This is a genomic window from Saccharothrix violaceirubra (assembly GCF_014203755.1).
GTDB classification, from domain to species: domain Bacteria; phylum Actinomycetota; class Actinomycetes; order Mycobacteriales; family Pseudonocardiaceae; genus Actinosynnema; species Actinosynnema violaceirubrum.
Window position 1 is genome coordinate 272,572 of record NZ_JACHJS010000001.1, and the last position, 21,751, is coordinate 294,322.

The window sequence follows — 21,751 nt, forward strand, 5'->3', positions numbered from 1 at the left end:
TCGCCGCCGGTTCACCGTGCCGGCTGCCGGGCCATGGGGCCCGAGGTCGAGTGTGGCCGGTAAGGCTCACACACGTGTCACAGCTCCCTCACACGCGAATAGACTGATCGCCGTTTCCTCTGGGGGAGGACGGCGGCCCGGCCCTGCGCCGGACGGCGTCCTCGGTCGTCCCGGTGGGCGGTCGGTGGTCCGGACCACCGTCCCCGCCGGGGCATCAGGCGTCCGCCGGACGTCGGTGACGCGCTTGAGGTGGGGGAATGACACGGTTCAGCGTGCTCGGTCCGTTGGAGGTGTGGCACGACGGCGCCCCGGTACCGGTACCCGCCGGGCGGGCCCGGGTGCTGCTCGCCACCCTCCTCCTGCGCGCCGGGCGGTCCGTGCCCGTCGACGACCTCGTCGCCCGGCTCTGGGACGGTGACGTGCCCAACCCGCACCGGGTCCGGGCGACGCTGCACATGGTCGTCACGCGCCTGCGCCAAGCCCTCGGCCCGGCCAACGTGGTCCGGACCACCACCAACGGCTACCGCGTCGACATCCTTCCCGGCGACCTCGACCTGCACCGCTTCCGCGACCTGTCGGAACGGGGCCGCTACGCCGACGCCTTGGCGCTGTGGCGCGGCACGCCCCTGTCCGACGTCCGCTCGGACCTGCTGCACGCCGAGGACGTCGCACCGCTGCTCGAGGAACGCCTGCTCGTGCTCGAACGCCGCGTCGAGGCCGATCTCGACGCCGGCCGCGCGGGCGGGCTCGTGGCCGAACTGCGCTCGCTGACCCGCGAGAACCCGTTGCGCGAACGGTTCTGGGGCCAGCTCGTGCTCGCCCTCTACCGCTCCGACCAGCAGGCCGAGGCGCTCGCCGCCTACCAGACCGTGCGCGAACTCCTGGCCGACGAACTCGGCGTCGACCCGAGCGAGTACCTGCGCGGCGTGCACCAGTCCGTGCTCAACGGCGACGCCGTGCCGCCCGCGTGGCCGGTGCTCTGCCAGCTCCCGCCGGACAACGTCGACTTCGTCGGCCGCGCGGACCTGGAGGCCGAGGCGACCGAGCTGCTCGCGTGCGACCGGGGCGTGCCGGTCGTGGCGATCACGGGCGCGCCGGGCACCGGCAAGAGCGCGCTCACGGTCCGCATCGCGCACGAGACGCGCGCCAGGTTCCCCGACGGCCAGCTCTTCGTCCGCCTCGACGGCGCCGGCGGCAGCCCGCGCGACCCGGCCGAGGTGCTCGCCGAACTGCTCGCGGCCGTGGGCGTCGACTCGGCCAAGATCCCGGACCGGATCGACGCCCGCGCGGCGGCGTTCCGCGCCCGGATCGCCGACCGGGCGGTGCTCGTGGTGCTCGACGACGCCGCCGGGCTCGACCAGGTCCGCCCGCTGCTGCCCGGCACGCCCGGCTGCGCGGTGCTGATCAGCAGCCGCAACCAGCTCACGGGCCTCCAGGGCGTGCGGGGCGTGCGCATCCGGCCACTGGCGTTCGAACCGGGCCTGGACCTGTTGTCCCGCATGGTCGGCGCGCAGCGGATCGCCGAGGACCGGGTCGCCGCCGCGGCGATCGTGGAGGCGTGCGGCGGTCTGCCGCTGGCGCTGCGGATCGTCGGCGCGCGGCTGGCCGCCCGCCGGTCGCTGCCGCTGGCCAAGATGGCGTCCCGGCTGGCCGACGAACGCCGCCGCCTCGACGAGCTGTCGATCAGCGACCTGGAGGTGCGGGCCGGTCTCGCGCTGAGCTACGCCGCGTTGAGCCAGGACGCCGCGCTCGCGTTCCGCCGCCTCGGGCTGCTCGGCGCGGCCGACATCGCGGCGTGGGTGGTCAAGACGCTGGCCGGGCTCGACGACCCGGACCCGGCGCTGGAGCAGCTCGTGGACGCCAACCTCATCGAGGAGGTCGGCCGCGACGCCACCGGCGAGCCGCGCTACCGCCTGCACGACCTGCTCGCCGTGTACGCGGCGGAGTTGGCCCGCGCGGACGGCGACGAGGTGTGCGACGACGCGTTGCGCGCCTACGCGGACGAGTTGCTCGGCCTGCTCGACCACGTCGTGAAGAGCACGTGGCTGGGCACGGACGAGCTGCCGCTGCTGCCCGTGCCGCCGCCCGCGCTGCTCTCCCAGATCGAGGTGGACCAGCTCGTCGGCGATCCGGCCGAGTGGTACGCCCGCGAGGCGTCGCTCGCCCTGCGCGCGGTCGAGCTGTGCGCCACGCGGGGCTGGGCGCCGCTGGCCCACCACATCCTCGACCGGCTGCTGGTCGACGACCGCGCGCACCTGGCCGTCGACTCGGCGATCAGGATCTGCGAGGTCGTCGTGGACGCGGCGAGGCGCGACGGCCTCGACCACGTGTACTGGCGTGCCGAGCTGCACTACCTCCAGGAGACGGCCAAGGTCGCGATCGACGGGTCGCTGCTGGGCCGTTACATCGACTGCGTCCGCGCGCTGCACGACCTCGACCGCCCGGCCGAGGAGGCGATCGCACTGGCGTCGCTGGTGCACTTCCGTCGGCTGCACACGGGCGAGCCCGACGTGGCGTCGGCGGAGGCGGCGGTCGAGGCCGCGACCCGGGCGGGCGTGGACAGCGTGCTGATGTCCACGTTGCGCGAGTTCGCCTCGATGCTGGCCGCGTCCGGCCGGTACGCCGAGTCGCTGCCGCACTTCGCCCGCCTGGTCGAGGTGTCCGCGCGCAGCGGCGATCCGGCCGGCGAGGCCCTGGTGCAGTACCGGCTGGGCACGTACGCGATGGCCGAGGGCGACATGGACCGGGCGGTCGAGGCCGCGCAGCGGTCCGTGGAGCTGATGGACCGCACGGACGACGTGCGCGGCCAGGCGTACGTGGGGAGCCTGCTCGGCCGGGTGCTGATCGCGGTGGGCCGGGCGCCGGAGGCGTTGGACCTGCTGGTCTCGGCGCACCGCGAGTTCACCGCGATCGGCGAGGTGCTCGGCATCGCGAACGCGGTGGCGGGCCTGGCCGAGGTGTACCTCGCGCTCGACGACCCGGAGAGCGCGCTGGAGGTCATCGAGCCGTTCCTGCGCGACCACCGCGACGTGGGGCTCGTCGACGTGGACGAGCGCGTGGCCAAGGCGTACCAGGCGGCGACGGGCGCGCTCGGCCGGTAGCGGTCCGGGCACGACGACCGCACGGTCCGGCGTGGTCGGGTATGCATGTGCGGACGAGAGGGGATGGCGGCTGTGGGTCTGAGCGTCGCGGTGGACTTCGGCACCTCCAGCACCTGCGTGGCGATCTCGGTCGACGGTCGGGAGCCGCAGGTGGTGGTGGTCGACGGCCGCCCCCTCGTGCCCTCGGCGGTGTTCGCCGCCGCCGACGGCACGCTGTTCGTCGGGCAGGAGGCCGAACGCCAGGCCGCCGTCGACCCGTCGCGCTACGAGCCGCACCCCAAGCGCCGCGTCGACGAGGGCGAGCTGCTGCTGGGCACGAGCGTGCTGCCGGTCGTGGACGTGGTGCGCGCGGTGCTGCGCCGCGCGGTCGACGAGGCACGGCACGTGGCGGGCGGCGCGCAGGTCGACCTGCTCGTGCTCACGCACCCGGCAGACTGGGGCGCGATCCGCACCCGCGTGCTGCTCCAGGCCGGGCGCGGGCTCGGCCAGGAGATCAGGCTGGTGCCCGAACCCGTGGCCGCGGCGGTGTTCCACTCGGCGACGCACGCCCTGTCCGACGGCGCCGCGCTCGCCGTGCTCGACATCGGCGGCGGCACGGTGGACGCGAGTGTCGTGGTCGCGCGGGGCAAGTCGTTCCGCGTCCTGGCGACGAAGGGCGATCCGGCGTTCGGCGGCGCGGACATCGACCAGGCGTTGCTCGAACACGTCGGTTCGCTGGTCTCGCCCGGCGACCCGGAGGCGTGGCGGCGGTTGGTCGAGGGCCGGGAGTTGGCCGATCGGCGCAAGCGGCGCGTGCTGGGCCAGGACGTGCGCGGTGCCAAGGAGACGTTGTCCCGGCACGCGTACACCGACGTGCCGATGCCGCCGCCGTTCCCGGACGCCCACGTGACCCGGTCCGATCTCGAACGGCTGGTGACCGGGCCGCTGGACCGGGCCGCCGCGCTGGTCGCCACGGCCGTGCGCGAGGCCGGGCTGAGCCCGCGCGGGCTCGCGGGCGTGTTCCTGGTCGGCGGCACGAGCCGGATCCCGTTGGTGGCGCGGCTGGTCCGCGAGCAGACCGGTGTGCTGCCGACGAGCATCGACCAGCCCGAGACGGTCGTGGCGCGGGGCGCGTTGCGCGCGGTCTCGCAGGACCCGTTGCGCACGGGCGCGTTGCCGCCGGGGCCGGACGAGGTCACCCACAAGATCACGCCGGACGACGCGACGCGGCGGATCACCCGGCGGATCGTGCCGCGGCGCCCGCCGTCGGCGCCGTTCCCGCCGGTCGACTTCCCCGCTCCCCGCCCGGCCGCGCCGACGCGGCGGTCACGGGCGCCGTGGTTGATCGGCGGCGCGGTGGCGCTGGTGGTCGTGGTCGGCGGTTCGATCGCGTTGGCGCTCAACCGGGACCGCCTCGGCGGTCCGACGCCGACGTCCGCCGAGGGCCGGGTCGTGGCGCAGTACGACTACCGGTTCACGATGCCGGAGAGCTGGGAGCAGACCGGCAGCGACGCTTCCACCCGGAAGGTGCTGTTCAAGCCGAGGGCGGCGGCCACCGATCTGGAGGTGATCGCCGTGCAGGAGCAGAAGCTGACCTACGACTCGTCGCAGGAGCACGACCGGGCCGTCGGCGAGCTGCGCGCGGAGTACGACCGGGGCTCGAACCTGTCCGGCTTCCAGCCCGCCGCGGACTTCGCCGGCAAGCGGGTGGTCCACTACCGTGAGGCGGCCGGTGCGGCGACCATCGACTGGTACGTGCTGTTCCAGGGCACGGCGCAGGTCAGCGTCGGCTGCAAGTACCCGGCGGACGGCGGCGACCGCGTGCGTCCCGTGTGCGAGCAGGTCGTCCGGACGCTCACCGTCGACTGAAACCTGGGAGTGGCAATGTCGGGTGTCCCGGAACTCGTCGGCCGGTTCCGCGCCGACGTCGGCGCGGCCGTGACCAGGGCCCGCCGCGCGGCCTCCGAAGCCGGCGTGCGGGTGGCCGCGCAACGCGCCGGCAACCGCACGCGGGGTGGTGGCGCGGCGACCTCCGGGGACGTGCGCCGGGTCGCGACCGGATTCCGCGTCGAACGCGGTCTGCCGCTCGGACCGGTGGATCTTCCCGAGTCCGAAGAATCGCGGAAGCAAACGGACACGAATGCAAATGCCGAGCCGCCTTCGAGGTTCCGTTCCGCGCCCGGTCCGCGTGGTCGACTTCCCCGTGAAAGTGGCGATGACGAGGACTTTTCGCAAGCGCGAATCCTCTCCTGAACCACTCGCGAATGCGAACGCGTTTACGAGCGCAACTACTTCGAAGAAAGTCGCGACACCGTGGAACCGGACGTGACAGGGTCTGCGTCGGAAGTGGCGTACCGAGTAAGAACGGGTACGACCTGACTGACCCATGAAGGGGGTTCTCCCAATGGCTGGTGGCTACGGTACCGGTACCGAGGAGCTCGTCGGCGCGGCGACGGACATCGTCAGCACCGACGAGCACGTCCAGGGCATCCTGCGCAGCCTCCGCGGCACGGTCGACACGGTCGGCGCGTCCTGGAAGGGGCAGGCCGCGACCGCGTTCCAGAACCTGATCAACCGGTTCGACGAGGACGCCCGCAAGCTCCAGGAGGCGCTGCGCGCCATCGCCGAGCAGATGAGCGGCAGCGCCGACATCTACCGCCGGCAGGAAGAGGAGCAGAACCAGTCGATGGGTGGCCTGCTCGGCCGCCTGAACGGCTGATCGACCGCTTCAGCTCTGCTCCATCACCAGCCAGGCACTGACTTCCGAAGGGGAGAACAATGAACGAACGCATCGAAGTCAACTTCGGCGAGCTGGCGAACGCCGGCGGCGAGATCGCCTCGCAGGCCAACCAGGTCCAGCAGGCGCTCGACGACCTGAAGCAGCGCCTCGCCCCCGTCATCGCCCAGTGGGACGGTGGCGCGTCGGAGGCCTACCAGCAGGCGCAGAACCAGTGGAACACCTCGGCCGCCGACCTCCAGTCGGTGCTCGCCGCGATCGGTGTGGCCGTGCAGCAGGCGACCGACGCCTACCAGCAGGCCGAGCAGCAGAACACCGTCCGCTGGTGAATCGGGTTCACCCGATCGAAGCGTGACCCGGGCCCCGGCCCCCTTCGTGGGGGTGCCGGGGTCCGTCCGTGTGCGGCGCCGGTCGCCCTAGTGGGGGTCGTTTTGACCCGGCCATGACCCACCCGGTATCTTTCTACGTTGTTGTGCGGTACTCGTGGCGCTGTGCGCGCCTCGTGTTCTGGTCCACTTGCCCACCTGGGGTCTTAAGGTCCTGAGCAACCGCCGCAATGACCCCAGACGCAAGTGACGACGAGGTAGACCCGTGCCCACGTACAGCCCGAAGCCCGGCGAGGTGACCCGAGCCTGGCACGTGATCGACGCCCAGGACGTGGTGCTCGGTCGGCTCGCCACCCAGGCCGCGACGCTGCTGCGCGGCAAGCACAAGCCCACTTACGCCCCGCACGTTGACACCGGCGACTTCGTCGTGATCATCAACGCGGACAAGGTGGCGTTGACCGGCAAGAAGCGTGACCAGGAGTTCGTGTACCGGCACTCCGGTTTCCCGGGCGGTCTGCGCAAGCAGTCCTTCGGCGAGGTGCTCGACACCCGCGCCGACCGGCTGGTCGAGAAGGCGATCAAGGGCATGCTGCCCAAGAACCGCCTCGGCCGCGTGATCGCCGGCAAGCTCAAGGTCTACACGGGACCGAACCACCCGCACGCTGCGCAGCAGCCGCAGCCGTTCGAGATCAAGAAGGTCGCCCAGTGACCGAGCAGCAGACCGAGGACACCGACGTGACGACCCCCGAGGCCGCCGAGTTCGACGAGGCCGTGGAGGCCGTCGAGGCGGGCACCGCAGTCGAGGCCGAAGCCGTTGTCGAGGCTGACGCTGACGCCGAAGCCGTTGTCGAGGCGGACGCCGTCGAGGCCGACGCCGCGGACGAGGCCGACGACGCCGCCGTCGAAGGCGACGCCGAGGAGGAGTCCGCCGCGGCTCCGGTCGTGCGCCACCAGCTCAACGGTGCGCACCACCTGGCGCAGACCGTCGGCCGCCGCAAGGAGGCCATCGTCCGCGTGCGCCTGCTTCCCGGCACCGGCAAGTTCACCCTGAACGGCAAGTCGCTCGAGGCGTACTTCCCGAACAAGGTGCACCAGCAGCTCATCCGCGAGCCGCTGGTCACGACCGAGAAGCCGGAGACGTTCGACGTCGTCGCGAACCTGCGTGGCGGTGGCACCACCGGCCAGGCCGGTGCGCTGCGCCTCGCGATCGCCCGTGCGCTGATCGCCGTCGACTCCGAGGACCGCCCGGTCCTGAAGAAGGCCGGCTTCCTCACCCGCGACCCCCGGGTCAAGGAGCGCAAGAAGTACGGTCTGAAGAAGGCCCGCAAGGCGCCTCAGTACAGCAAGCGCTGACCCTTCGCGGTCGAGCCCGAGCACCACCGCAGCGGGAGCAGCCAGTTCTTCGACGAACTGCTGCTCCCGCTGTGCTTTTCCCCGCCCGAAGATGTGTGGTTGATCACGGAGGCTCAGGCGACCATGGCACGGTTGTTCGGCACCGACGGCGTCCGCGGACGCGCGAACACGACCCTCACCCCGGAACTGGCACTGTCCCTCGCTTCCGCCGCCGCCAGGGTCCTCGCCGAACACGACCGCTCGCACCGGCCGGTCGCCGTCGTCGGCCGCGATCCCCGGGCCAGTGGCGAGATGCTGGAGGCCGCCGTCGTCGCGGGCCTCGCCGCCGCCGGCGCGGACGTGCTGCGGGTCGGCGTGCTGCCCACGCCGGCCGTGGCGTTCCTGGTCGCCGACCTCGGCGCGGACGTCGGCGTGATGATCTCCGCGTCGCACAACCCCATGCCCGACAACGGCATCAAGCTCTTCGCGGCCGGCGGGCACAAGCTGCCCGACGCGGTCGAGGACGAGATCGAGCAGCGCATGGCCGACGCCGACGCGCACCGGCCGACCGGTGCCGATGTCGGCCGCGTCCGCGACATCGCCGACGCCGAACGCCGCTACGTCGACCACCTGCTGTCGGTCACCCCGCACCGCCTCGACGGCATCAAGGTCGTCGTCGACTGCGCCAACGGCGCCGCGTCCGTCGCCGCCCCCGACCTGTACCGCCGCGCCGGCGCCGAGGTCGTGGAGATCCACGCCGCGCCCGACGGCCTCAACATCAACGAGGGCTGCGGCTCGACCCACCTGGACCAGGTGCGTGCCGCTGTCCTCGAACACGGCGCCGACCTCGGCATCGCGCACGACGGCGACGCCGACCGCTGCCTGGCCGTCGACGCGGCGGGCGTGGAGATCGACGGCGACCAGATCATGGCCGTGATCGCGCTGGCCATGCGGGACGCGGGCGAGCTGACCGACGACACGCTCGTGGCGACCGTGATGAGCAACCTCGGCCTGCACCTGGCCATGCGCGAGCACGGCATCACCCTGCGCACCACCGCTGTCGGCGACCGGTACGTGCTGGAGGAGCTGCGGGCCGGCGGGTACGCGCTGGGCGGCGAGCAGTCCGGCCACGTCGTGCTGCCCGCGCACGCCACGACCGGTGACGGCCTGCTGACCGCGTTGCGGCTCATGGCCCGCATGGCCCAGACCGGCAGATCGCTCGCCGACCTCGCGGGCGTGATGAAGCGGCTGCCGCAGGTGCTCGTGAACGTCGTCGTCGCGGACAAGGCGGCGGTGGCCGAGGCGGTCTCGGTGAACGACGCGGTGGCGGCCGTCACGGCGGAACTCGGCGACGAGGGACGCGTGCTGCTGCGCCCTTCCGGGACCGAGCAGTTGGTGCGCGTGATGGTCGAGGCGTCGACCCACGAGATCGCGGAAACGGCGGCGCGGCGACTCGCGGGCGTAGTGTCCTCTGTGCACTGATCGCCGTATTTGCTTAGGCACCGTGAATAGGCGTTCCGCGGTATTTCCCGCCGCCGAGCCGGCACCCTGACCACGGAACCCGAAGACGCTTCGCGGCGTCCGATCGGGGAACGAGGGGAGGCAGGACATGGCCGGCTTCGGCGTCGGACCGGGTGAGTTGCAGAACGTGGCCAAGCAGTACCAGGACCACGGTGCGGACATCATCCAGATGAAGAGCGGGGTGACCCCGGCCGTCGGTGCGGGCCAGGTCGGCCGCAAGTTCCGCGGCGTCGAGACCAAGTACCGGTCCTATTTCGACCGCCTCGGCGCGAGCATGGAGACGTTCGGCACGGAAGCGAACAACGTGGCGCAACGTCTCAACGACGTGGCGAAGTCGTACGAGAGCAACGAATCGGCCACGTCCGGCCAGTTCCAGGGGTGACGTGGTGGCAGACCAGAACGAGATCAAGCAGCTCCTCGACGACCCGAACGTCACGCCGGAGACCAAGAAGCAGTTGGTCCGCGCGCTGGCCGGTTCCGGTGGTTCGGAGGAGGACGTCCGCCGGTACGCCGAGGCGAACGGCGTCGAGGTCCCCGACGACCCGGGCTTCTGGCAGCACGCCGGCGGTGTCCTGCTCGCACCCGTGACCGGCGGCGCCAGCGTCGCCTACAACGTCAACGAGGAGATGGAGCACGGCGCCTGGACGATGGAGGGCGGCGAGGCCGACTCCTTGGTGAACAAGGCCAAGGAGGAGCGCGAACTCGGCAGCACGCAGAAGGTGCTGAACGAGACCGGCGACGTGCCCACGTCCGACGTGCTGCTCGACGCCGGCGCGCCCGGTCTGCGCTTCTTCGAGAAGTTCATCCCGATCTACGCCGAGGCCGCGCCGGTCATCGGGCACAACGGCCAGGCGCCGCAGCTCACGGAGTACATCTACCGGAACTACGACGAGGTCTCCGAGATCGACTTCGCCAAGTTCCGCGAGGACGCCGAGAAGATCAACAAGGCCGCGGCCGACCTCGACAACCACGAGAACGGCCTGGGCACGGCGTGGAACGCGCTCGGCGCCTGGGAGGGCGACGCGGCCAACGCGGCCAACGGCTACAACGGCAAGTTCCTCAACACCGCGGGCACGTTCATCCAGAACACCAAGGGTGCGCCCGGCACGATCACGACCGCTGTGGGCACGATGCAGCAGCAGGTCAAGGAATTCGCCCAGCACGTGCACGACATGTACTCGGAGCAGTGCGGCGGGCTGACCGTCGACCAGGCCAAGGAAGCCATCCGGCAGGCCAAGGGCGACGTCTTCGAGAACGACGGCGGCATCCTCGACTGGCTGGCCGGCGTGCCGGGCTGGTTGACCGGCACGGTCATCGGCGCGATCTGCGGCGGACCGCTGGGCATCCTCGTCGGCATGGGCTGGTCCGACTGGATCACCGACGTCCGCGACCGGATCATCGAGGACGCCAAGAACAAGCTGCGCGGGCTGTGCCAGGAGTTCGACGGCAAGAAGCAGGCGTTCGACGGGTACTGCCAGGCCGTGCAGACCGGCGTGCAGGGCACGTACGACACGATGTTCGGCCAGCTCGACGGCCAGCTCACCGACAAGCCGTTCGGGCAGGTCGGCGACCCGCCGTCGTTCACCGGCGAGCAGGGCGGTCGGGACAAGGTCGACCAGCCGGGTGGCACGTCCGGTACGCCCGGCGGCACGTCCGGTACGCCTGGTGGGGGCGGCACTCCGCCCGGTGGCGGCGGGACCCCGCCCGGTGGCGGCGGCACGCCCGAGGTGCCCAAGATCGAGAACCCGTTGGACAAGGACGGGGACGGGAAGCCGGACGTACCCGGTGACACCGATGGCGACGGCAAGCCCGACGACCTCGACGGTGACGGGAAGCCGGACGACCCGAACGCGGGCAAGCCGGACGGGCTCAAGGGCGAGGAAGAGCCGGAGACCGTCAAGATCCGCAGCGGTGAGAACGAGATCACGGTCACCGAGCCGGACGAGAACGGCCACGTCAAGATCACCGTCGACACGCCGACGAGTGAGCCGAAGACCTACGACGTCGACTTCGGCAAGAACCCGGACGCGCTCAACGCGTTGTTGGGGCAGAACGGTGCGGCTCCGTTGACCGGGACCGTGCCGGGTGGGGCCGCGGCCGGTGGGACCGCGCCGACTCCGGCCGGTGGCCCCGCCTCCGCGGGCGACGGGTCGGTGCCGGTGCAGGCGGGTGCGGACGGCAAGGCGTTGATCGAGCTGGAGGGGTTGTCGATCACCGCCGAGGTCGATCCGCTCACCGGTGAGATCAACCTGACGGTCGACGACGGTGACGGGACGCCCGAGGAGTACGGGGTCGGGTTCGGTGCGGACAAGGCGGACGAGAAGCCCGGTGTGCCGGGTGACGTGACGACCTTGCCCGCGCCGGACGAGGGCTTCCGCGCGTTGCCGGTGGACGAAGGTTTCCACGCGTTGCCGGTGGACGGGCCGGTCGACGGCGGTGTCGGGCCGAGTGGGGCGACGCAGGAGGGTTCCGCGTCGGGTGGGTTCGGCTCGCCGGACGGTGTGACGCAGGGCAGTGCGGTGGCGGACGGTGTGGTCCAGGGTGGGCCCGCGCCGGCGGAGGGGGCGACGCAGGGCAGTGCCGTGTCGGGAGGTGTCGGTACGCCTGCCCAGGGCAGTGCTGTCCCGCCCGCCTGGGGTGTGCCCGTGGCGGATGTGAGTGCGCCCGTCCACGGCGATCAGGGTGCCTGGACCGCGCCGACCGGCGATCGACCGGCTCACGGTGACCACAGCTTCGGTGGACCGGCGCATGCCGGTGTGCCTGGTTCGGGGTGGGCCGCGCCCTCGTTCGACGGGGCGTCCAACGAGGGTGTGACCACCGCGTCGGGTGCGTCGATCCTGGGTGGGAACGGCGGGTTCGACGTCGCGGACTCCGTGCTTGGCGGTTCGGGTACGGACACGCCGTGGAGTGGGTCGGCCGGCGATGCGGACCTGGCGGACACCAACGCGTCCCAGGCCGGTGAAGCCGGGTCGGCGACGTTGCCGAGCATGCAGGACGGCCCTCATCAGACCACCGGTACGGCCGGTGGGGGCATGATGGGCGGCGGGATGATGGGTGGCGGCATGGCCGGGGGCGGGCAGCAGCAGAACGGCGAGTCGGAGCGCAGCCCCAGTCAGTGGCGGACCAGCGGGTCGCTGTTCGACGACGACATGAACCTGAGTCGGGTGCAGGGCGTTCTGGGTGACGAGGGAGGTCGTTGACGGTGAGCGTCATCGAGGTCGACCCGGCGGTGAAGGCGGCTTTCGACGAGCGGCTGGAGGCAGCGCGTCGTGCCAATGCGCAGGTGACCGGGGCCCTTCAGGCCGATCGTGAGCGGTTGGCCGCCGAGGCTCGTGAGCGTGAGGCCCGGTTGGTGGCTGATCGTGAGCGGTTGCGCGAGAAGGCCGAGAAGGTTGTCGCGGAGGGGGACAAGGCTTCTCAGCGGCAGTCGCAGTGGGCGCCGGCTCAGCAGCGTGATGGGGAGTTGGCGTTCGGGCCTGAGGAGGAGGACGACGTTCCTCCTGCTCCTGCTCCTGCTCCTGCTCCGGTTTCGGCTGGTGTGCCGTTGCCGCCGGCCACGCCGCGGCGGCGTTCGGCGCCGGTCGAGGACGATGACGATCTGAGCGGGCAGAGCTGGTTGACCTGAGTTCGAACGCGCGAGTTATGCGTTCAGACACTGCGAGTTGTGCGTTCGGACACCGTGAAATGTGCGTTCGGGCCTGAGGGTGTGGCCGTGCTGGTGGTGTCCCGCTTCAGCGGTGGAGGGTCAAGGGGGCGCCCTTGACCGGGGACGTCAGTAGTTCGTCCCAGCGGTTGTCCTTGGTGAGGATGCGCAGGAGGAAGGCTGTCGCCAGGGACTTCGCCAGGCGCTGTGCCGTGCGTTCGCCCTTGCCGTCCAGCAGCAGTTCGCTCCAGTGGCGGCCTTCCGCGAAGCCCAGGTGGGTGGTTTTCGGCAACGTGCGCAACTGCACCGGGCCGGCCCAGGCGGTCACTATCGCCTCGGCGTGTCCCACGGGTGGGGCGATGCGGTCTTCCGCTGCGGCCAGGTGCAGGCCGGGGACGGTGATCTCGCGGGCTGCGTCCAGTGCCGACGGGTGGGTTTCCGTGACTGCCAGGGTGACCACCGCGCGGACGCGGTCGTCCTCTGCCGCCGCCAGCACCGCCGCGCCGCCGCCCATGGAGTGGCCCGCCACGGCGAGACGGGTCGGGTCGACGCTGATCTCGCCGTCGCCCAGGCGCACGCCCGTGCACACGTCGAGGGTGGTGCGCAGGTTCGTCGCCAGTAGGCGTGCCGACATCAGCGGTCGGGTGGCCGGGGCGGCGGCGACGATTCCCCACGAAGCCAGGTGCCTGAGCAACGCCCGGTAGCGGTTCACGGGTTGGAGCAGGCCGTGGCCGAACGCCACGGCGGGCAGTCCCAGGCCGCGTTCGGGGGTGTAGACGACCCCGGGCAGTCCGGCCACGCCCAGGTCGCCGCGCAGCACCCTGTGCGGTCCGGGCCTGCCGAGCGTGTCGAGGACCTGCTTCGCCGAGTCGCCGCTCACCGGATGAACGGTAGTCGATCGTGGTCGGTGGGCGCACCGGACAATTGGTCTACACCATTCTGGGGGTTGACCAGCGAAAACGTGGCCGGCGCCTCTTTTGGGTGACATCACTGGTCTGGCTACGCTGTGCGTCGTGTGCGGAATCGTGGGATACGTGGGACACCGCTCGGCGCTCGACGTCGTGCTGGACGGGCTCCGACGACTGGAGTACCGGGGTTACGACTCGGCCGGGGTCGCCGTGCTCGACGGCGCGGGCGGGCTGGCCGTCGAACGCAAGGCCGGTCGGCTGGCCAACCTCGAAGCCGTGCTCGACGAGGTCGGTCGCGGTGTCTTCGCCGGCACGGTCGGCATGGGGCACACGAGGTGGGCCACGCACGGTGCGCCCGTCGACCGCAACTCCCACCCGCACCGCGACACCACCGGACGGGTCGCGGTCGTGCACAACGGGATCATCGAGAACTTCGCCGTGCTGCGCGCCGAGTTGGAAGCCCTCGGCATCGAGATGGCCAGCGACACCGACACCGAGACGACCGCACACCTCGTCGCCCTCGCGTACGCCGCCGGCGACACGGCCGGTGACCTCGTCGCGAGCGTCCGCACCGTGGTCCGCCGCCTCGAAGGCGCGTTCACCCTGGTCGTGACCCACGCCGACCAGCCGGACGTCGTGGTCGCCGCCCGCCGCTCGTCGCCGCTGGTGGTCGGCGTCGGCGTCGGCGAGACGTTCCTGGCCTCGGACGTGTCCGCGTTCATCGAGCACACCCGCGAAGCCGTCGAACTCGGCCAGGACCAGGTCGTGGTGATCGACCGCGCCGGGTACACCGTGACCGACTTCGCGGGCGAACCCGTCGAGGTCAAGCCGTTCACGGTCGACTGGGACCTGTCCGCCGCCGAGAAGGGCGGCCACGAGTACTTCATGCTCAAGGAGATCGAGGAGCAGCCCGAAGCACTCGCCAACACGCTGCGCGGCCACTTCCGCGACGGCCGGATCGTCCTCGACGAACAGCGCCTGTCCGACCAGGACCTGCGGGACGTGGACAAGGTCTTCGTCGTCGCGTGCGGCTCGGCCTACCACTCGGGCCTGGTCGCGAAGTACGCCATCGAGCACTGGACGCGGCTGCCCGTCGAGGTCGAACTGGCGTCGGAGTTCCGCTACCGCGACCCGGTGCTCGACCGTGACACGCTCGTCGTCGCCGTCTCCCAGTCGGGCGAGACCGCCGACACGCTGGAGGCCGTGCGCCACGCCCGCGCGCAGAAGGCCCGCGTGCTGGCCGTGTGCAACACCAACGGCGCACAGATCCCGCGCGAGTCCGACGCCGTGCTCTACACGCACGCCGGCCCCGAGATCGGCGTCGCCTCGACCAAGGCGTTCCTCGCCCAGATCGCGGCGAACTACCTGGTCGGCCTTGCCCTGGCGCAGGCGCGCGGCACGAAGTACCCCGACGAGGTCGCCCGTGAGTTCCACGAGCTGGAGGCCATGCCCGACGCCGTCGCACGGGTCCTGGAGAAGGTCGAGGACGTGCGCGCGCTGGCCCGGTCGCTGGCCGACTCGAAGGCCGTGCTGTTCCTCGGTCGCCACGTCGGCTACCCGGTCGCCCTCGAAGGCGCGTTGAAGCTGAAGGAACTCGCGTACATGCACGCCGAGGGCTTCGCGGCGGGCGAGCTGAAGCACGGGCCGATCGCGCTGATCGAGCCGGGCCTGCCGGTCGTGGTCGTGATGCCGTCCCCCAGGGGGCGTGCGGTGCTGCACTCCAAGCTGGTCTCGAACATCTCCGAGATCCAGGCCCGGGGCGCGCGCACGATCGTGATCGCCGAGGAGGGCGACGAGACGGTCCGGCCGTTCGCCGACCACCTGATCGAGGTGCCGGCCGTGCCCACGCTGCTCCAGCCGCTGATCTCGACCGTGCCGTTGCAGGTGCTGGCCGCCGAGATCGCCAAGTCGCGCGGGTACGACGTGGACAAGCCGCGCAACCTGGCCAAGTCCGTGACCGTGGAGTAGGGCAGGCTGGCCGGCGTGCGAGGGATGTGGACCGCGGCCGAGGTCAGGGCCGCCGAGGAACGTGCGCCGGTCGCGGAGTCCGTGCTGATGCGGCGTGCCGCGTTCGGCACGGCGACGGTGGCGCTGTCCATGCTGGACGGACGCCGTCGGGTCGGTCTGCTCGTCGGTGCGGGCAACAACGGCGGTGACGCGTTGTGGGCCGGGTACTTCCTGCGCCGACGCGGCGTGCGCGTGTACGCCGTGCTGCTCGCTCCCGAACGCGCGCATCGGGCCGGGTTGGCGGCGTTCCGCCGGGCCGGTGGTCGGGTCGTGGACCTGCTGCCCGAGGTGGACCTGGTCGTCGACGGGATCGTGGGCCTGTCCGGTCGCGGCGGGTTGCGCCCGGACGCCGTGGCGCACGTCGAGCGCGTGACGGCGCCGATCCTGGCCGTGGACCTGCCGAGCGGGCTCGACGCGGACACCGGTGCCGCGTCGGGCCGGCACGTGCGGGCGGCGGTGACCGTGACGTTCGGGTGCCTCAAACCGGTGCACGCCCTGGCCGACTGCGGTGACGTGCGGCTGGTGGACATCGGGCTGTCGGTGGACTCGCCGTACCTGTCGGAACTGACGTCCGCCGAGATCGGTGCGCTGTGGCCGGTGCCGGGGCGGTCGTCGGACAAGTACACGCAGGGCGTGACCGGGGTGGCGGCCGGGTCGTCGGTGTACCCGGGCGCGGCCGTGCTCGCCACGGGCGCCGCCGTGCTCGGCACGTCGGGCATGGTGCGCTACGCCGGTGCCGCCGCCGAGGCCGTGCGGGCGCGGTGGCCGGAGGCGATCTGCACCGGGTCGATCACGGACGCGGGCCGCGTCCAGGCGTGGGTGGTCGGGCCGGGTCTGGGCACCGGGTCGAGTGCCGAGGCCGCGTTGCGGACCGTGCTCGAAGCGGGGGTGCCGGTGTGCGTCGACGCCGACGCGATCACGCTCCTCGCCACGAACCCGTCCCTGTCCGACGCGCGCGACCCCGCGACGCCGCTGGTGCTGACGCCGCACGACCGCGAGTTCGCACGGCTGGCCGGGGCGGTCGGCGACGACCGGGTCGGTGCCGCGCGGCGGGCCGCCGCGCGGTTCGACGCCGTGGTGCTGCTCAAGGGCCACGCGACCGTGATCGCCGCGCCGGACGGGCGCACGCTGGTCAACCGGGCCGGGTCGTCGTGGGCCGCGACGGCGGGGTCGGGGGACGTGCTGTCGGGGTTGATCGGCGCCCTGCTGGCGTCCGGGACGGACCCGCTCCTGGCCGCGGCCGGCGCCGCCCACGTCCACACGCTGGCCGCCGACCTGGCCGCATCGGGTGCTCCGATCCCGGCTTCGAGCCTGCTGGCGGCCGTGCCCGACGCCGTGCGGACGGTGCGCGCCCTCGTGCCTTCGGAGTAGCGGCGGGTGCGCCGTCAGGGCGGTCGAGGGCCCGCGGTGTGCCAACATGAAGGAGTTATGGCTGCTCACCTTCATGCTGAAGTCCGGGTCGACCTCGATGCCCTGCGGCACAACGTGGGCCTGCTCGCCGCCCTCGCGCCCGGCGCCGCGACCATGGCGGTGGTCAAGGCCGACGGGTACGGGCACGGTGCCGTCGAGGTCGCACGGGCGGCGGTGGCGGCCGGGGCGTCCTGGCTGGGCGCCGCGTCGTTGAGCGAAGCGCTGGTGCTGCGGCGGGCCGGGCTCGAGGTGCCCGTGCTGTGCTGGCTCGACCCGGTCTCCGTGGACTACTCGGCCGGGATTTCGGCCGGGATCGACCTGTCCGTGTCCTCCGTGCGCAGGTTGGAGGCCGTCCAGGCCGCCGCACGGGTGGCCAAGCGGCGGGCCCGCGTGCACCTCAAGATCGACACCGGGTTGTCGCGCAACGGCTGCCGGCCCGAGGACTGGGCCGACCTGGTGCGCAGGGCCGCGAAGGCGCCCGAGGTCGAGGTCGTGGCCGTGTGGTCGCACCTGGCCTGCGCGGACGAGCCCGGCCACCCGGCCAACGACCTCCAGGCCGCGCGGTTCGCCGACGCCTACGCGCAGGCGCGCGACGCCGGGCTGGAGCCCTTGCGGCACCTGTGCAACTCGGCCGGCCTGCTGACGCGACCCGACCTGCACTTCGACATCGTCCGGCCCGGCATCGCCCTGTACGGGCTCGACCCCGTGTCCGGTGCCGTCGACCTGCGGCCGGTCATGTCCTTCCACTCGTCGGTGGCGCTCACCAAACGGGTGTCGGCCGGTGATTCGGTCTCCTACGGTTTCACCTGGACCACCAAGACCGATACGACCGTGGCGCTGGTTCCCGTCGGGTACGCCGACGGCGTGCCGCGCGGGCTGTCCAACCGCATGCACGTCCTGCTGCGCGGGCGCCGGCGCCCGGTGGTCGGACGGGTCTGCATGGACCAGATCGTGGTCGACTGCGGTGACGACGTGGTCGAGGAGGGGGACGAGGTCGTGCTGTTCGGGTCGGGTGAGCGGGGCGAACCCACGGCTCGCGAGTGGGCCGACACGCTGGGGACGATCGACTACGAGATCGTCACCGGCATGTACCGGGCACGCGTGCACCGGACGTTCCGGTGAACGCGGTCTGGAAGACGGTCGGCTGGGTCGGGGGGATCGTCGGTGCGGCGGCCACGGGCGTCGCGGTCGGCGTCGCGGCGCACCACAAGCGGGTGAACCACGATCGCGGGATCGCCGATCCGTACGCCGACGAGCCGTTAGGCCGCCTGGTCCCGTCCCGCGAGTCGACGGTCGCGGCCGACGACGGCGTTCCGCTGTCGGTCGAGGAGGTCGACCCGGAGGCGGGCGACGCCGTGCTGACCGTCGTCTACGTGCACGGGTTCGCGCTCGACCGGCGGTGCTGGCACTTCCAGCGGCGAGACCTCGCCGGACTGGTCGACCCGCCGGTCCGCCAGGTGCTGTACGACCAGCGCGGGCACGGCCGGTCCGGGCAGCCGGGCCCCGAGGGCGGCACGATCGAGCAGTGCGCCGCCGACCTCGACGCGGTGTTGCGCTCCGTCGCGCCGGACGGCCCGTTGGTGCTCGTCGGTCACTCCATGGGCGGAATGACGATCATGGCGCTGGCCGAGCGCCGGCCCGAGCTGTTCGCCGAGCGGGTCCGGGGCGTCGCGCTGGTCGGCACGGCGGCCGGCGCGGTCGGCGGCGCGGGCCTGCCGAAGTCGGTGCTGTCCCGGTACAACCCGGTCACGCTCGGCGTCGGGCGGCTGGCGGGGCTGCAGCCCGGGGTCGTCGAGTGGGTGCGGCGGCGGGCGGACCTGCTGACGTGGAGCGGGATCCGGGCGCTCGCGTTCGGCGACCGCGACGTGGGCGCGTCGCTGGTCGACCTCATGGCCGAGATGATCAACGGCGTGTCGGTGCGCGTGCTCACCGGGTTCCTCGAAACGCTCGGCACGCACGACCGGTATAAAGCTCTCGCCGGTCTGAAGCACTGCGAGGTGCTCGTGATCAGCGGTGACGCCGACCGCCTTACGCCGTTCTCGCACGCCGAGCGGATGGCCGAGGAGATGCCGCACGGCGAACTGGTCCGCGTCGAGGGCGCGGGGCACATGGTCATGTTGGAACGGCCCGGACTGGTGGACGAGCACCTGATCGGGCTGGTTCGGCGCAGCGCCGCCGAACGGGTCGAAGGCGGGCTGCGGTGACGACGAGCGTGGAACTGGCGACCGTGGAGGACACCGAGGAGTTCGGGCGGCGACTGGGCGGTGTGGTCGGCGGCGGCGACCTGCTGCTGCTGTCCGGTCCGCTCGGCGCCGGGAAGACCGCGCTGGTGCGCGGGCTGGCGTCCGGGCTCGGCGTCCTCGGGCGGGTCAGCTCGCCCACGTTCGTGATCGCGCGGGTGCACTCGCCGGCGCCCGGGGGCCGCAGCGTGTCGTTGGTGCACGTGGACGCGTACCGGCTCGGCGACCTCGACGAGCTGGACGACCTCGACCTCGACACCGACCTGGTGGACGCGGTCGTGGCCGTGGAGTGGGGCGAGGGCGCCGCGCGGCTGTCCGACGACCACCTGCTGATCGAGTTGGAGCGCCGGGACGACGACGTCCGCGTCGCCCACCTGCACCCGCACGGCACCTGGGTGGACCGGGTCAGCGCAGTTCGCGCTTGAGGACCTTGCCCATGTCGTTGCGGGGCAACGAGTCCACGAACCGGACCACCCTGGGGCGCTTGTGCGGGGTGAGCAGGCCGGCCACGTGGGAGGCCAGCTCGTCGGCCGTGACGTCCGAGTCCGGGACCACCCAGGCGACGATGCGCTCGCCGAGGTCGTCGTCGGGTTCGCCGGTCACCGCGACCTCCCGGACGGCCGGGTGCTCCAGGAGCGCGTTCTCCACCTCGCCCGCGCCGACGCGGTAGCCGCCGGTCTTGATCAGGTCCGTCGCCTGCCGGCCGACCAGGCGCAGGTAGCCGTCGTCTTCGAGGACGCCCAGGTCGCCGGTGCGGAACCAGCCGGCGCGGAACGCCGCGGCCGTCGCGTCGGGGCGGTTCAGGTACTCCAGGAACAGGTTCGGGCCGCGCACCTCGACCTCGCCGAGGGTGTCGCGCGGTGCCGGGACGCCTTCCTCGGTCACCACGCGGACCTCGACGCCGTCCAGCGGCGGGCCGACGGTCCCGGGCCGACGTTCCCCGCCTGCCCGCACACCGGTGTTCATCAACGTCTCGGTCATGCCGTAGCGCTCGACGACCTCCTGCCCGGTCAGTTCGCGCACGCGTGCGTGGACGGTCGCGGGCAGGGCGGCCGAACCGGAGACCAGGAGCCGGGCGTGGCGGAAACCTCCCGCGTCCCCGGCGGTCAGGCGGTGGTACATGGTCGGCACGCCGAAGAAGACCGTGCCGTCGCCGGCCAGCGCCGCCGAAGCCGCGGCGGCGGAGAACGTGCCCAGGTGGTGCACGGTCCCGCCACGCCGCAGCACGCCGATCACCCCGACGACCAGGCCGTGCACGTGGAACAGCGGCAGGCCGTGGACCACGACGTCGTCGGCGGTCCACTCCCAGGCGGACGCCAGCGCGTCCAGGTTGGACGCCAACGCCCGGTGCGGCAGGACGACGCCCTTGGGCGGGCCGGTCGTGCCCGAGGTGTAGACGATCAACGCCGGGGTCTCGCCGTCGACGGTCGGCAGCGCACCGGGCTCGCCCGCCGGCAGCTCGTCGTCGATCACCAGGTCGGGTGAGCTGTCCGCCAGCACGTGGTCCAGCTCGCGCGACCCCAGCTTGGGGTTCAGCGGCACCACGGCCACGCCCGCCAGCAGCGCGCCGACGATCGCCACGCACGTCCGGGAATCCGGCCGGGCCCACACCGCGACCCGGGAGGCCCCGGCCAGTCCCGCCGCCACCGCCGCCGCCTCGGCGGCCAGTCCGGCGTAGGTCAGCGAACGGTCGGGGAAGCGCAGGGCGGTGCGGTCCGGCGGGGCGGCCAGGGCGGGCAGCAGCATGGGCCAACCTTGTCACCCCGGGTGGTGTCGCGGCCACGGCGGCGCGTGGACGGCCACCCCGGGGCGGCACGGCCACGCCGCTTCGGCCGCGGACCCCCGAGGTCCGGACACCGTCACCCCAGGTGCGGCTCCAACCAGGCCAGCAGCTGGGACTTCGGCCGGGCACCCACGATCTGGGCCACGAGTTCGCCGTCGCGCCACAACTGCATCGTCGGCGCGGACATGACCTTCTGGTCCCGTGCGGTCACCGGGCTCTCGTCCGTGTCGATCTTGTACACGTCCAGGCCCGCCAGTTCCCGGTCGATCTCGTCCAGCACGGGCTCGACCATCCGGCACGGCGGGCACCACGTGGCCGAGAACTCGACCAGGACGGCACCGCCGCCCACGGTCTCGCGGAACGTCTCGTCGTTCAACGTGCGCACGGTCTTCCCCTTCGTTCCGCCTGCTCCAGTTGTGCGCGCACCCGGTCGCGGGCGGCCTCGAGCCTGGTCACGCACTCCTCCAGCTCGGCGAGCTTGCGCCGGTACACCGCGACCGACGCGGGGCACGCGTCGCCGCTGGAGTGCCCGTCGCGCAGGCACTCCACGAACGGCCGGGTGTCCTCCAGCGCGAAGCCGAGTCCGGTGAGCGACCTGATCTCGGCCAGCAGCCGCAGGTCGTCCTCGTCGTACTCGCGCTGTCCCGTGGAGTTCCGCCGCGCGGTCAGCAGGCCGAGCGATTCGTAGTAGCGCAACGCCCGGGTGGTCGTCCCACCCAGCCGAGCCAGTTCCCCGATGCGCACGCTGCCCACCTTCCGGGTTG

General features: G+C 72.4%; 19 protein-coding genes. 15 read left to right on the plus strand and 4 right to left on the minus strand.

Annotated features, from left to right (window positions below; all coding sequences use genetic code 11):
• Positions 1 to 257 precede the first annotated feature (257 nt).
• From F4559_RS01435 to F4559_RS01480, 10 genes are all read left to right on the plus strand, one after another.
• A complete protein-coding gene (locus tag F4559_RS01435) occupies positions 258 to 3,101 on the plus strand; it encodes an AfsR/SARP family transcriptional regulator (protein WP_184665779.1) in 2,844 nt (947 codons plus the stop codon).
• Positions 3,102 to 3,164: 63 nt separating this feature from the next.
• Positions 3,165 to 4,949 carry a type VII secretion-associated protein gene (locus F4559_RS01440; RefSeq protein WP_221447112.1) on the plus strand — a complete coding sequence of 595 codons (1,785 nt, stop codon included), beginning with the start codon at positions 3,165 to 3,167 and terminating at the stop codon, positions 4,947 to 4,949.
• A gap of 535 nt (positions 4,950 to 5,484) precedes the next feature.
• Entirely contained in the window at positions 5,485 to 5,799 is a 315-nt protein-coding gene (locus F4559_RS01445; protein ID WP_184665780.1) for a WXG100 family type VII secretion target, read from the plus strand.
• Between the two features lie 59 nt (positions 5,800 to 5,858).
• A complete protein-coding gene (locus tag F4559_RS01450) occupies positions 5,859 to 6,146 on the plus strand; it encodes a WXG100 family type VII secretion target (protein WP_184665781.1) in 288 nt (95 codons plus the stop codon).
• Between the two features lie 262 nt (positions 6,147 to 6,408).
• Positions 6,409 to 6,852, plus strand: a complete 444-nt coding sequence (gene rplM / locus F4559_RS01455; RefSeq protein ID WP_184665782.1) for a 50S ribosomal protein L13 — start codon at positions 6,409 to 6,411, stop codon at positions 6,850 to 6,852.
• Entirely contained in the window at positions 6,849 to 7,496 is a 648-nt protein-coding gene (gene rpsI, locus F4559_RS35740; RefSeq protein ID WP_312865427.1) for a 30S ribosomal protein S9, read from the plus strand. Before rplM ends, rpsI begins: the two co-directional genes overlap by 4 nt.
• A gap of 123 nt (positions 7,497 to 7,619) precedes the next feature.
• Entirely contained in the window at positions 7,620 to 8,957 is a 1,338-nt protein-coding gene (glmM, locus tag F4559_RS01465; RefSeq protein ID WP_184675349.1) for a phosphoglucosamine mutase, read from the plus strand.
• A 127-nt stretch (positions 8,958 to 9,084) separates the two neighbouring features.
• Positions 9,085 to 9,378, plus strand: a complete 294-nt coding sequence (locus F4559_RS01470) for a WXG100 family type VII secretion target (protein ID WP_184665783.1) — start codon at positions 9,085 to 9,087, stop codon at positions 9,376 to 9,378.
• A gap of 4 nt (positions 9,379 to 9,382) precedes the next feature.
• Complete coding sequence (locus tag F4559_RS01475) at positions 9,383 to 12,196, plus strand: hypothetical protein (protein WP_184676539.1); 2,814 nt, start codon at positions 9,383 to 9,385, stop codon at positions 12,194 to 12,196.
• A gap of 2 nt (positions 12,197 to 12,198) precedes the next feature.
• A complete protein-coding gene (locus F4559_RS01480) occupies positions 12,199 to 12,621 on the plus strand; it encodes a hypothetical protein (RefSeq protein WP_184665784.1) in 423 nt (140 codons plus the stop codon).
• A gap of 106 nt (positions 12,622 to 12,727) precedes the next feature.
• On the opposite strand, the gene F4559_RS01485 is transcribed toward F4559_RS01480, so the two are convergent.
• Positions 12,728 to 13,519: a dienelactone hydrolase family protein gene (locus F4559_RS01485; RefSeq protein WP_312865428.1), complete on the minus strand. Its 792-nt coding sequence runs from the start codon at positions 13,517 to 13,519 to the stop codon at positions 12,728 to 12,730.
• A gap of 133 nt (positions 13,520 to 13,652) precedes the next feature.
• On the opposite strand from F4559_RS01485, the gene glmS reads away from it, so the two are divergent.
• Genes glmS through tsaE form a run of 5 tightly spaced genes read left to right on the plus strand, consistent with a single transcriptional unit; the run spans position 13,653 to position 19,629 of the window.
• Entirely contained in the window at positions 13,653 to 15,515 is a 1,863-nt protein-coding gene (gene glmS / locus F4559_RS01490; RefSeq protein WP_184665786.1) for a glutamine--fructose-6-phosphate transaminase (isomerizing), read from the plus strand.
• Positions 15,516 to 15,530: 15 nt separating this feature from the next.
• Positions 15,531 to 16,925, plus strand: coding sequence for an NAD(P)H-hydrate dehydratase (locus F4559_RS01495; RefSeq protein WP_184665787.1), 1,395 nt, complete (start codon positions 15,531 to 15,533; stop codon positions 16,923 to 16,925).
• A gap of 57 nt (positions 16,926 to 16,982) precedes the next feature.
• Positions 16,983 to 18,086: an alanine racemase gene (gene alr, locus F4559_RS01500; protein ID WP_184665788.1), complete on the plus strand. Its 1,104-nt coding sequence runs from the start codon at positions 16,983 to 16,985 to the stop codon at positions 18,084 to 18,086.
• On the plus strand, positions 18,083 to 19,168 hold the full coding sequence (locus F4559_RS01505) for an alpha/beta fold hydrolase (protein WP_184665789.1): 1,086 nt from the start codon (positions 18,083 to 18,085) through the stop codon (positions 19,166 to 19,168). Before alr ends, F4559_RS01505 begins: the two co-directional genes overlap by 4 nt.
• The gene (gene tsaE, locus F4559_RS01510; RefSeq protein WP_184665790.1) at positions 19,165 to 19,629 is read left to right on the plus strand and encodes a tRNA (adenosine(37)-N6)-threonylcarbamoyltransferase complex ATPase subunit type 1 TsaE; all 465 of its coding nucleotides are present in this window, start codon (positions 19,165 to 19,167) and stop codon (positions 19,627 to 19,629) included. The genes F4559_RS01505 and tsaE overlap by 4 nt, the downstream gene beginning before the upstream one ends.
• Here the strand turns inward: tsaE and F4559_RS01515 are convergent.
• The 3 genes from F4559_RS01515 to F4559_RS01525 form a co-directional block, all read right to left on the minus strand.
• Positions 19,610 to 20,950, minus strand: a complete 1,341-nt coding sequence (locus F4559_RS01515; protein WP_184665791.1) for an acyl-CoA synthetase — start codon at positions 20,948 to 20,950, stop codon at positions 19,610 to 19,612. The two genes, tsaE and F4559_RS01515, sit on opposite strands and share 20 nt — an antisense overlap.
• A gap of 113 nt (positions 20,951 to 21,063) precedes the next feature.
• Positions 21,064 to 21,372 (minus strand): thioredoxin family protein, encoded by a 309-nt coding sequence (locus F4559_RS01520; protein ID WP_184665792.1) that lies wholly within the window; start codon positions 21,370 to 21,372, stop codon positions 21,064 to 21,066.
• Complete coding sequence (locus F4559_RS01525) at positions 21,360 to 21,731, minus strand: MerR family transcriptional regulator (RefSeq protein ID WP_184665793.1); 372 nt, start codon at positions 21,729 to 21,731, stop codon at positions 21,360 to 21,362. The genes F4559_RS01520 and F4559_RS01525 overlap by 13 nt, the downstream gene beginning before the upstream one ends.
• Positions 21,732 to 21,751 lie beyond the last annotated feature (20 nt).

Bases quoted from the DNA above. Each gene is read 5' to 3' on its own strand.
- F4559_RS01435 (WP_184665779.1), top strand. From the start codon at position 258: ATGACACGGTTCAGCGTGCTCGGTCCGTTGGAGGTGTGGCACGACGGC.
- F4559_RS01440 (WP_221447112.1), top strand. From the start codon at position 3,165: ATGGCGGCTGTGGGTCTGAGCGTCGCGGTGGACTTCGGCACCTCCAGC.
- F4559_RS01445 (WP_184665780.1), top strand. From the start codon at position 5,485: ATGGCTGGTGGCTACGGTACCGGTACCGAGGAGCTCGTCGGCGCGGCG.
- F4559_RS01450 (WP_184665781.1), top strand. From the start codon at position 5,859: ATGAACGAACGCATCGAAGTCAACTTCGGCGAGCTGGCGAACGCCGGC.
- glmM (WP_184675349.1), top strand. From the start codon at position 7,620: ATGGCACGGTTGTTCGGCACCGACGGCGTCCGCGGACGCGCGAACACG.
- F4559_RS01470 (WP_184665783.1), top strand. From the start codon at position 9,085: ATGGCCGGCTTCGGCGTCGGACCGGGTGAGTTGCAGAACGTGGCCAAG.
- alr (WP_184665788.1), top strand. From the start codon at position 16,983: ATGGCTGCTCACCTTCATGCTGAAGTCCGGGTCGACCTCGATGCCCTG.
- F4559_RS01515 (WP_184665791.1), bottom strand. From the start codon at position 20,950: ATGCTGCTGCCCGCCCTGGCCGCCCCGCCGGACCGCACCGCCCTGCGC.